7 protein-coding genes are annotated in these 11,638 nt (G+C 47.1%); 5 read left to right on the forward strand and 2 right to left on the reverse strand.

From position 1 onward, the window contains the following. Positions 1-96: 96 nt before the first annotated feature. A complete protein-coding gene (locus tag ACMXI2_RS01685; protein WP_483779999.1) occupies positions 97-4,968 on the reverse strand; it encodes a PKD domain-containing protein in 4,872 nt (1,623 codons plus the stop codon). Positions 4,969-5,099: 131 nt separating this feature from the next. On the opposite strand from ACMXI2_RS01685, the gene ACMXI2_RS01690 reads away from it, so the two are divergent. Continuing rightward, positions 5,100-5,699 (forward strand): methyltransferase domain-containing protein, encoded by a 600-nt coding sequence (locus tag ACMXI2_RS01690; protein ID WP_483780000.1) that lies wholly within the window; start codon positions 5,100-5,102, stop codon positions 5,697-5,699. Beyond that, positions 5,681-6,370: a rhodanese-like domain-containing protein gene (locus tag ACMXI2_RS01695; protein WP_483780001.1), complete on the forward strand. Its 690-nt coding sequence runs from the start codon at positions 5,681-5,683 to the stop codon at positions 6,368-6,370. Before ACMXI2_RS01690 ends, ACMXI2_RS01695 begins: the two co-directional genes overlap by 19 nt. 68 nt (positions 6,371-6,438) lie before the next feature. Here the strand turns inward: ACMXI2_RS01695 and ACMXI2_RS01700 are convergent, their stop codons facing one another. Then, positions 6,439-7,950 (reverse strand): carboxypeptidase M32, encoded by a 1,512-nt coding sequence (locus ACMXI2_RS01700; protein ID WP_483780002.1) that lies wholly within the window; start codon positions 7,948-7,950, stop codon positions 6,439-6,441. A 61-nt stretch (positions 7,951-8,011) separates the two neighbouring features. Here ACMXI2_RS01700 and ACMXI2_RS01705 point away from each other — a divergent pair, with 61 nt between their 5' ends. The 3 genes from ACMXI2_RS01705 (at position 8,012) to ACMXI2_RS01715 (ending at position 11,629) form a co-directional block, all read left to right on the forward strand. After that, positions 8,012-9,106, forward strand: a complete 1,095-nt coding sequence (locus ACMXI2_RS01705; RefSeq protein ID WP_483780003.1) for a Nif3-like dinuclear metal center hexameric protein — start codon at positions 8,012-8,014, stop codon at positions 9,104-9,106. A gap of 3 nt (positions 9,107-9,109) precedes the next feature. Continuing rightward, a complete protein-coding gene (locus tag ACMXI2_RS01710) occupies positions 9,110-9,862 on the forward strand; it encodes a zinc ribbon domain-containing protein (RefSeq protein WP_079469314.1) in 753 nt (250 codons plus the stop codon). Between the two features lie 279 nt (positions 9,863-10,141). Next, positions 10,142-11,629, forward strand: a complete 1,488-nt coding sequence (locus ACMXI2_RS01715) for a tetratricopeptide repeat protein (RefSeq protein ID WP_483780004.1) — start codon at positions 10,142-10,144, stop codon at positions 11,627-11,629. The last annotated feature ends 9 nt before the right edge of the window (positions 11,630-11,638 follow it).

Consider the following 11,638-nt stretch of genomic DNA (forward strand, 5'->3'; position numbering starts at 1 on the left):
TATAAACTTTTTGATTTTCGGAATTTTTAATAACGGAAAGATGGAAATACAGCAGAGTGGCTGCAAATCAACAACATCCGTATCAAAAATTCGTTCCTACCTGATAAGGGTAATATTTCCTTTCAGCAGGTTCACGGCGCCTTTATCACACACCACTTCCACATAGTATACAAATACATCCGGGTTCAGGACGGCGCCTTTGTAACGACCATCCCATCCCGATGATGGATCATTGGTATTCGCACCGGTACGCTCAAATACCAGTTGCCCCCAGCGGTTGAAGATTCTGAATATGCGGATGGACTGCATGCCGCGGCCCCGCACATAGAAAACATCATTCTGGCCATCGCCATTGGGAGAAAAGGTATTGGGAATGAACACATTGCCTTCATCGCACACCAGCTTGATCGCTACCTCATCGGTGCTCACACAGCCAAACTGGTTGGTTACCTTTACATGATAAGTAATATCGTCCGTTGGGGTAGCCGTAGGCGTTAGACAGTTATAACAGCTCAAACCTGTTACCGGTGTCCATTCAGTTTTAATGATATCCCCGCTGCCGGTAACGGGTAACGGAATAACAGAGCCGGTGGCAATCACCATATCAGGCCCGGCATTTACTACCGGTACCGCACGTACGTAAACCCTGGCTAATGCAGTATCTGTGAAGCAGGTACTGTTATTATAACCCACTACCTGGTAGGTGATATTGCCATCCGGGCTGGCAACGGGGTCGGCAACATCCGCGCGGTTCAATCCCCTGGAGGGAATCCACTGATAGCGTAAAGCCCCGCCCGCATTCATTTTTACGCTTTCGCCCGCACATATTTCTGCATCCTGTGCGTAGATTCTGAACGGCTGGGTAACGGTAACGGCTACTTCGCCGGTATTCGTGCAACCGTATTCGTTAGTAGCGGTAACGCGGTATACAGTATCGATATCCGGCGTTGCCTGTGGCGATACGCTTGCCGCATCGGAGATGTTGTAATCAGTCCAGTTTACCGCTACGTTGGCGGTGGTATTTGCCTGCAGCTGTAGTACCGCACCACGGCAGATAGTGGCGGTAGTGGGAGAAGGATTTAATACCGGTGAAGGATGTACGATCATCTGCGCCGTAGTTTCCGACGGACAGGAACCATCGCCATTAGTGATCGTTAATACTACGGGTATGGTACCAGTGCTGTTTAAAAGTATTTCCGGCGGAACTGGTATATCGTATGTTTGCCCTGTACCTACCTGCCATAGCCATTTGGCGCCGGGTATATTTTTGCTGTCGCTGCCGGATAGCTGTATTTTGCCGGACACGCAAAGCGGTGAAATAGGAGCAATTACAGCCACGGGTTGCAGCGGAATTACTACCGGCAGGATCTTCTCATCTATACAGCCATAGGCGCTGGTTACTACCAGTTTAACATTGGTTGTTCCGGGCTGAGGATAATTAAACAAGCCATTCACGGTAGTGGCGCTGTTAGCGGGATTGCCCGGTACGCCGAAGTCCCAGGCATTGGTAAAGTCAAGCGCCAATGAATCTTTCGTTAACGTTTTACTTTTATTGGTAAATGTTACTTCACCGCCGCCACATACCTGGAAGTCATTGGTGATGAAATCAGCGATCGTTTGATCCACGATGATCTTATCGTTTCCTGCTGCTTTTACCACGCAACCCTGATTATCCAGTAAGGATACGCGCGGGTAATAAATGCCTGCCTTGACATAGGTGTGCGCCGGAGATATGGGGGTGGTAGAAGTAAGTACTGTACCGTCGTCGAAATCCCACATATAGCTGTCGGTTTTAACAGAGGTGGCGCTGATGCTGATTGCTAATGGCGCACAACCCTGGGTTGGCGTGGTTTTCATGGCGCCGTCCGGTCCTTTGATGGTAATAGGAAGTGTAGCGGTGCTGGAGCAACCTCCTTCTGAGTATACCGTCAACACTACATCGTAAGTCCGTGCCCGTGCATAGATGTGTACATCCGGGTCATTTTTGGAGGACGTACCGTTATCACCAAAATTCCAGCTGGAGTTTACAAAATCGGTAGAAGTATTAGTGAATAATACTTTCACCGGCGGACACAGATCCAGGTTATCCGGAATAGTGAAAGCCGCTTTGGGATCAGGCACCCTGATTATATTTGTTTTGGTGATTTCATCTGTACAACCTGCCGGGGTAGTTACTTTGAGTGTTACGTTATATTGGCCCGGTGCGCTGTAAACCTTTACAGGCCTGTTTCCTGTGCCGGTGGTGTTATCCCCGAAATCCCATGCATAACTTTGGATGGCGCCCTCCGACTGATCCACAAATGTAAACGACTTATCCAGGCAGGCAATATTGGATGGTACCATAAAGTCGGCCTTCACCCGGTCGAAGCGGATTACCTTCTGTACTTTCACTACGCAGCTGAACTGATCGGTTACGGTTAATCCAACCGTGTAATCGTTCGCGTTAGTATAGGTATGTTTTATATCAACGGGCGGCGTAGTGTAATTCTCTTTACTGCTCTGATCCCCGAAATCCCATTCCCAGTTGAGTATGCTGTTGCCGCTGTTTACGGTGGATTTATCTGTGAAGCTGAAAATCTCATCTTTACATCTCTTACCGGTATAATCAAAATCAGGTGTGGCGCCGTTTACATCAATGGTAATTGGCGGCGCTTCACGGGTACAGCTGTTTTTATCTGTAATGGTGAGCTTAATGGTAAAGGTGCCTGTTTTGTTGTAGGTATGTGTGATGCCATTGGCAGGATTAAAATTGTAGGCCGGTATATTTTGTAGGGCGCTGCCATCTCCCCAATCCCAGCTGTATTCATTGATATTATCATTATTCAGCGGCCCTAACGAAATATGGATGCTTTCACCTCTGCAGATCCTGGGCTTATCGGGAGTAATGATTGGTTTTTCATCGATGATGTTCACCGATTGTGTAGTGGTAGAAGTACAGATACCATTGTCGATGGTAAGCCGAACCTGTTTCAGACCTGTTGTCTGGTAATGGAAATCCGGGTTTTGATCGGTGGAAGTGGCGCCGTTTTCACCAAACTCCCACAGCCAGGTTTTTACTGCGGTGGGAATAGGTCCGAAGGTAGAGTTGTCGGTGAATTTCCGGTGATAGGGATCTACGCAATCCGGTGCGGTTTCAAACCGTGCGATGGGTGGAATGATCTGTATATAATCCCGTTTTATTAACTGTTCAATACAACCATTATTGTTTACTACGAGGATAACATCATGACTGCCTATTTCATTGAACGTATGATTAGGATTTTCTTCTGTGCTGGTACTGTTATCCTGCACAAATGTCCAGATCCAGGAAGTGCCGCGGGGAACAGACAGGTTGGTGAACTGTACCGGGTCTTTGGCGCATGATTTCAGGGGAGTGGCAACAAAATCCACGACTGGTCTTGTTCCTGCCATAATAATAGTGGTGCCGCTGGCAGTACATCCACTTGCTGTAGTTACGGTAATGGTAACGGTGAAAGTTCCCTGTGTGGTGAAAATATGATTGGGCCTTGCATTGGTAGAAGTGCTGCCATCTCCGAAGTTCCATTGATAGCTGACAATGGGATCGGTAACATCCAGTTCTACGTAGAAGTCGACCGGTAAAGGGATACAGCCTTCCGTTGCGCTGCGGTAAATACTCAGATTGGGTTTGGAGATATTGATATAACCGGGGTTGGTAACTGTTTTGCTGCAGCCCGAAGCATTGGTGGCAATAAGGCTCACCGTAAAGGATCCTTCGCGGGTATAAGTGTGCGAAGGGTTTTCCAGTGTAGAGGTAGTGCCATCTCCAAAGGTCCAGTTCCACGCGGTGGCATTGGCAGACTGTGCGCTGAACTGCGTGGTAAAGGGCGTGTTACAGGCGCCGAGTGGCGTAGCTACCGGGTTAATTTGCGGAGAAGGATTTATGTGAATGGTTTGCTGGATCTCTTCCATGCAGCTACCCAGGGTGGCCTGCATTTTCACGACATAATCGCCTGGTGTAGTGAATTGTTTCACTGCGTTTGCCGTTGTTTGTGTGGCGCCATCGGGGAAAGCCCAGGTTACCTGGTCGGGAACGGGTTGTGTGGTATTGGTAAAGTTAACCGGTTGCTCTGCACAGGGAGCGGAAAAAGTAAACGCTGGTTTTACTTTTTCAATGACGATATATTCCGTTTTGGTAAGCGGCGTGGAACATCCGCCGGAAGTAGCAGCGGTAAGTTTCACGGTAAAGCGGCCTTCCCTGGTATAGGTATGTTGGTTGGCGGTGCCGGTGGAGCCATCGCCGTAATCCCAGGTATAGGTAACCGGATCGGGCGAGTTATTAACAGTATTATTAAAGAAGTTTACGGTGAATGGGGTGGTACAGCTTTGTGTTTTATCGGCCGAAAAAGCGGGTGTGGGCGCGCTTTGTATTTTCACTGGTTCCGGTCCTTTGAAAGCCGTACAACCGTAGCTGTTAGTTACGGCGTTCAGTACATTATAAGTGCCTGCCTGTGTGTAGGTGTGCGTAACATTTGCACCGGTGGCGCCGCCGCCGTCGCCGAAGTCCCAGGTAATATCCGCGATGCTGCCATCTCCCGGTGCAGACTGGTCCCTGAATGTAGCCATAAAGGGTGCGCATCCGGTAGTGTTGGGGATGGTGAAGTTGACGACAGGTTTATTATATACCTGGATGTCGAGTTGTTTGACGATGGTATTAGCGCCGTAGGTAGCCGTTAGTTTAACGTGATAAATGCCGGGATCCTGGAATGTTTTCGAGGGGGCGAGGTCATTGGTAACATTGGCGCCCAGCCCGAAATCCCATTCTATTTGTTGGTAGCCCGCATCCAGTGTAGCGGTGAAATTCACCAGGAAAGGAGGACAGCCTGCTTTTTTATCCGCATCTATGGTAACTGACTGCGCGCGGGCGCTAATGGCCAGGGCCATCACCGGCAGCAGACAAAGCAAAATACGTCTTATGACAATCCGCAAATAATTGTATAGGCTTTTCATGGCATAGGTTGGCGTTAAGGCCGTTTCACAGGTATATTCAAAGCATAAAAATAGCAATAATGTTTGGAAAAGCGATGCATTTATGTATGTGGCTGAATGGCCGTAACTTAGCATAAAAAGGAATGCCGGATATGGACAGTCAGTATTGGAATAACCGCTATCTTAAAGGAGATACGGGCTGGGATATGGGAGCGGTGTCTCCTCCCCTGAAAGAGTATATCGATCAGCTGGTAGACAGGGATATTCGTATACTCATTCCCGGTGGAGGCAACAGTTACGAAGCCGCTTACCTGGCAGGTCAGGCTTTTAGTGATGTAACGGTGCTGGATATTGCACCGGTATTGGTAGAACAGCTGCAAAAAACGTTTGCCCGTACCCGTGTGAAAGTGCTGGAAGAAGATTTTTTTGCGCATAAAGGCAGCTACGACCTGGTATTGGAACAAACATTTTTCTGCGCGCTGCCGCCTTTTCTCCGGATGGATTACGTGGAGCATATGTATTCGCTGATCAAGCCCGGCGGGCATCTGGCAGGGGTGCTGTTTAACCGTCATTTTACGCAGGACGGGCCGCCCTTTGGTGGCACAGAAGCGGAATACACCAGGTTGTTTTCTCCTTTATTTGATATTAAAACGTTACAGCCCTGTTATAATTCTCATCCAGCCAGACAAGGTACTGAGTTGTTTATTAATTTTATGCCGAAAATAAAAAAGATATGGGACGAGTTTTCTTAGCCATCATGTTGATGCTCACAGGCATTACTGCAATGGCACAACAACACGCGGTAGATGCTGTTGAATTTGATAAGGACATCCAACAGCCTGATGTACAGGTATTTGATGTGCGTACTGCCGGGGAATTCAGTACGGGGCATTTGCCACATGCCCTGCAGGCAGATTATACAAAGAAAGAAGAGTTCAAAGACCGGGTGCAATACCTCGACAAGAAAAAGACCGTTTATATTTATTGCCTGAGTGGTGGCCGCAGCGCTGCCGCTGCCAAATGGATGAGAGAAAACGGTTTTGCGAACGTAGTGGAGCTGGAAGGAGGCATCAATGCCTGGAAGCGGGCCGGCAAGCAATTGGAAGGTGTTACTGAGAAGAAGCCCCAGCTCAGTATAGCTGATTATAACAAAGCTATACAGACAAAAGGATATGTGCTTACCGATGTAGGAGCCGCGTGGTGTCCTCCCTGTAAACAGATGGAGCCGGTGCTGGAAAAATTCTTCCAGAAACATCCGCAGGTAAAAAAGGTAGCGGTGGATGGTGGTAACGACCAGGATGTGATGAAATCCGTTGATGCAACCAGGCTGCCTACTGTTATTTTTTATAAAGATGGTAAAGAAATAGCGCGCAGGCAGGGTGTGATGGAACTGGCGGAGCTGGAGAAGCTGGCGGGGTTATAGTGAAGGTATACGACAAATTATAGAAAAGCCCGGAACTATCACTCATAGACAGTTCCGGGCTTTTTATTTCAGAAGCCATATATCCCGCCATATTTCCCTTTCGCATACGTGAGGAACTCCCCAAACACCAGCTGTTTCCCTGTTACTTTCTCACATAATTCATTCGATGTATAAAACCTTCCAAACGGATGAACGTTGGTGCGCAACCATTCCAGTAACGGCTGATAATCGCCGCCGGCAATATGTGCGTCTAAACCAGGTACCTGTTTTTGTGCAGCAGCAAAGAATTGTGCAGCATAAAAACTACCGAGTGAATAAGTAGGGAAGTAGCCGAAACTGCCGTGCGACCAATGTATGTCCTGTAATACGCCGTGAACGTCATCGGGTACTGTTACGTGCAGGTATTGACGGTAGTATTCGTTCCAGGTATGTTTCAGATCTTTTACATCGATGCTGCCATCGATCAGTCCTTTTTCAATTTCATACCGGATCATGATATGGAAATGATAGGTCAGTTCATCTGCTTCTGTGCGGATGAGCGATGGTTGTACTTTATTGATGGCTTTATAGAATGCATCCAGCGATACATTTCCGAGGTTTTCGGGGAAGAGTTGCTGAAGACGGGGATAATGATATTGCCAGAAGAGGAGGCTGCGGCCCACGTTGTTTTCCCAGAGGCGGGACTGGGATTCATGTATGCCCAAACTGGTGGCTTCACCGCAGGGAAGACCGTATTGTTCGGTGGGCAGTCCTTGTTCATAAAGGGCGTGGCCGCCTTCATGGATACAGCTCCAGGTCATGTTCCCAAAATCATTTTCATCGATACGGGTGGTTACCCTCACATCAAGCGGGTTGAAGCTGGTGGTGAAGGGATGTTCTGAAACATCCTGCCGGCCTGCTTTCAGATCGTATCCCATATTTTCCAGCAGGGTGAGGCCAAATTTCCACTGTGCGTCACGGTTATAGTGCAGGTGCAGGAAATCCTTATTAATAGGGGGGTGCTGTTCTATTTGGGTGAGCAGCGGTGAAAGGGCGGTTTTCACTTCGTTAAAAATGGTATCCAGCATACCGGTGTGGGCGCCTTTTTCATATTCGTTGAGGAGGGCATTGTAGGGATGTCCGTCATAGCCCAGGATATCCGTTTCCTGTTTTTTCAGTTCAATCATCCGGGCCAGCGCAGGGGCAAAAATGGAATAGTCGTTGGCTTTGCGGGCTTTGATCCAGGCGTGATAGCTTTCGTTGGTCACTCTCGACATCTCGGCCACAAAGGCTGCCGGGTACTTTTTATTCTTTTCAAAGTCTTCTGTAGAAAGGATGATATTTTTTTGTTCTACCGGATCCAGCGTGGTATTGCCTTTCAGGGCCTGGAGAATCGTTTCCAGTTCCGGGGCGGTGAATAGTTCGTGGGCAATAGAGCTGAGGGTGGTGATTTGCTGACCACGGAATCCGGCGCCTTTTTCCGGAAGATAGGTTTCCTGGTCCCAGCCGAGTACCGCCAGGGCATTTCTTACATCTGCAATTTTTTGCATTTTTATTTTGTAGTCCGCATACTGTTCTGCTGTAGATTTGCTTCCGGGCATAAAAGATAATTTTTTTGCAAATTTAGCTGATGCCGCGAATGAACCATTAATTTTTGCAGATATGAAGATAAAAGAGATCATACAGGCCATCGAACAGTTTGCGCCTTTGCAGTACCAGGAGAGCTACGACAATGCCGGGCTTATTTTTGGGCGGGCGGATGTGGAGCTGACCAATGCCCTGCTTACGCTGGATGCTACAGAAGCTGTTATTGACGAGGCCATTGCAACCGGATGTAACCTGGTGATTGCCCATCACCCGATAATTTTCGGGGGATTGAAGAAGATTAATGGGAGTAACTATGTAGAGCGGGTGGCTATTAAGGCCATTAAACATGATATTGCGGTATATGCGGCGCATACCAACCTGGATAATGTGCGGAACGGGGTGTGCGCGCAGATGGCGGCAAAGCTGGGGCTGGAACAAACCCGGGTATTGCAGCCTAAGCGGGGATTATTAAAAAAGTTATTCACATTTGTGCCTTCGGCAGATGTGGAAACAGTAAGAGCTGCTTTGTTTGAAGCGGGCGCCGGCTATATTGGCAATTACAGTGAATGTAGTTTTAACGGCGCTGGTGAGGGTACGTTCAAGGGAGCGGAAGGCACTGACCCTTATGTAGGTACGCCCGGAAAACGACATTTTGAGGCTGAAATAAAGTTGGAAGTAATTTTTCCGGTATATTTGGAAGGAAAAATTTTACAGGCGCTGTTGGGCAGTCACCCTTATGAAGAGGTGGCTTATGACGTGGTAAGCCTGGAAAATGCTTATGAGCAGGTGGGTTCGGGATTGATTGGTACTTTGCCGGAGGCGATGGAAGAGCTGGAATTTTTGCAGTTCGTAAAGGAGCAGTTCCGGACTGGTTGTGTGAAATATACCCCTTTGAGGGGGCGTTCCGTAAAAAAAGTGGCGTTATGTGGGGGAGCAGGCAGTTTCCTGTTAAAACAGGCGATAGCGGCCGGGGCAGATGCCTACATTTCGTCGGATTTCAAGTATCATGAATTTTTTGACGCTGACAATCAATTAATTATAGCAGATATCGGACATTTTGAGAGTGAGCAGTTCACAGTGGAATTATTTTATCATATATTGACCGAAAAATTCCGTAATTTTGCGCCTCTTAAATCTACGATTAAAACAAACCCGGTAAATTATTTATAATACATGGCAACCGTAAAAGAATACTCCGTTGAAGAAAAATTAGCGTCTGTACTCAGATTGCAAAAGATCGATTCCAAGCTGGATGGGATCCAGGTGTTGAAAGGGGAGTTGCCGATGGAGGTAAAAGACCTGGAAGACGAGATCGAAGGCCTGAACACACGTCAGTCTCACATTGAGAATGAAATGAAAGGTATACAAGACTTTGTTGCCAGCAAGAAAAACGCCATCAAAGAAGCGGAAGCGCTGATCAAGAAGTACGAGAAGCAGCAGGATAATGTGAAGAATAACCGTGAGTTCGAAGCCATCACCAAAGAAATGGAGATGCAGGCGCTGGAAATCAAGCTGGCTGAAAAGCATATCAAGGACGCTAACGAAGAGATCAAGGAAAAAAGCCGCGTACTGGAAGTAGCCAAGAAAGCGGTAGCAGATAAAGAAGCGAACCTGAAGCACAAGAAAGGCGAACTGGAAAAGATCATCGGCGAAACAGATAAAGAAGAGAAAGCATTCCGCAAAGAAAGTGAAGATGCTAAAACCAAGGTAGACCCCCGTTTACTGCAGGCTTACGAGAAAATCCGTAAGAACTACCGCAACGGTTTGGCTGTGGTAACAGTAGAGCGTGATTCCTGCGGTGGTTGCTTCAATGCAATTCCTCCTCAGCGTCAGGCAGAGATCCGTCAGCACAAAAAGATCATCGTTTGTGAGCACTGCGGACGTATCCTGGTGGATAACGACCTCGAAGCAACTGTGACTATCTAATATAGTCTATCAGCAATAAACATTTAAAGGACATCTTCGGATGTCCTTTTTTTATTAGCGTATGTGTATAAAAAAATATACTAATTTATTTAGTTTTGTTTTACTAATTATATTAGCTTTGTGTACATTGCCGTTGCGCAGGTACCTTGCGTAGTAGTTCTTTTATTTTGTGGCAGGGATTTAGCTAAACAATACAACTTTTAAAAAATGTGAAGTGTTATTTGGGATTTGGAAGATGTTATGAGAGATTTGGCCTTTAATTTTGGAATTTTTCCCCGTATGCGTATTATTTTTTCTTTGTTGTTATTGTTGAGCGTAGAATTTAACGTGAGCGCCAGGCAGAAAGTATTTGATTTTAACACCCGCTGTGAGCAGGCATATGATGCCATCATGCAGTTGAGGTTAAACACCGGCAGGGCTTTGCTGGAAGCAGAGAAAAAAGAGCACCCGGATAACCTGGCGCCTTATTTCCTGGATAACTATGCGGATTTTTTCCCGCTCTTCTTTAATGAAGATCCTGCGGAGTATTCAAAGAAAAGGAGCCTGCGGTCTTTCCGGCTGAATAAAATGGCGGAAGGCTCTCCGGACTCTCCTTATTACCTGTATACGCAGGCAGCTATCAAATTCCAGTGGGCCCTGATCAAAATAAAGTTTAATGAGAAATGGGACGCTACCTGGGAAATCCGGAAAGCATATATGATGCTGAAAGAGAACCAGCAACGGTTTCCGGGCTTTGTTCCCAATAACCTGCTGCTGGGCGCCATGCAAACGGTATTCGGCACTATTCCCGAAGGTTATAAGTGGATCACCAATATCCTCGGCCTTAAAGGCAGTATGAAAGAGGGGATGGCCAATGTGAACAAGTTCATTGAGAGCAATGCGCCGGAAGCAAAAATGTTCCGGGAAGAATCTTACTACTATTATTGCTACCTGATGTTGTTTATTGTGAATAAACCGGAAGAAACGTGGGAATTCTTACAAAGAAAACAATTGGATACTAAAAATAACTACCTGTTTGCTTTAATGGTGGCAAACCTTTCATTGAACAACCAGCGGGCGGCTACCGGCATAAAAGTACTGCAGGAGCGGAATGATACAGCGGAGTATGCAGACATGCAGTATTACAATTATGTAATGGGATTACTGAAGCTAACGAGGCTGGATTCGGATGCACACATTTACCTGGAACGGTTTATCAGTAGTTTTAAGGGCAAGTTTTATGTGAAGGAGTGTTTGCAGCGACTCAGCTGGTATTACTACCTGGAAGGGAACCAGGCCACAGCAGATAAATACCGGACCATGATCCTGACGAAAGGCGGAGTGGAAACAGACGCGGACAAACAGGCACTGAAAGAAGCCAAAACCGGCAAATGGCCCAACCCGTTCCTGTTGAGAGTACGCCTACTGAGCGATGGCGGATATTTTAACAAAGCGCTGGCATTGCTGCTCACAAAAAAAGCAGCCGAATTCCCGGCGATGGAAGATAAACTGGAATATGCCTATCGTTTGGGTCGCATTTATGATGAAAGCGGACAAGACGATCAGGCCATTGCCATGTACGAAGTAACCGTGAAAGTGGGCAGCAACAGGCCGGAATATTATGCGGCACGGGCTTCCCTTCAAATGGGTTACATTTATGAAAAGAGAAACGAAAAAGCCAAAGCCGTAGAATGTTATCAGCGTTGTCTGAACATGAAAGGCCATGATTATAAGAATTCCCTTGACCAGCGCGCCAAAGCAGGCATGCAGCGGGTAAACGGAACCTGAGCTTTCAAC

The organism is Chitinophaga sp. G7 BAM 1005 (genome assembly GCF_057126945.1).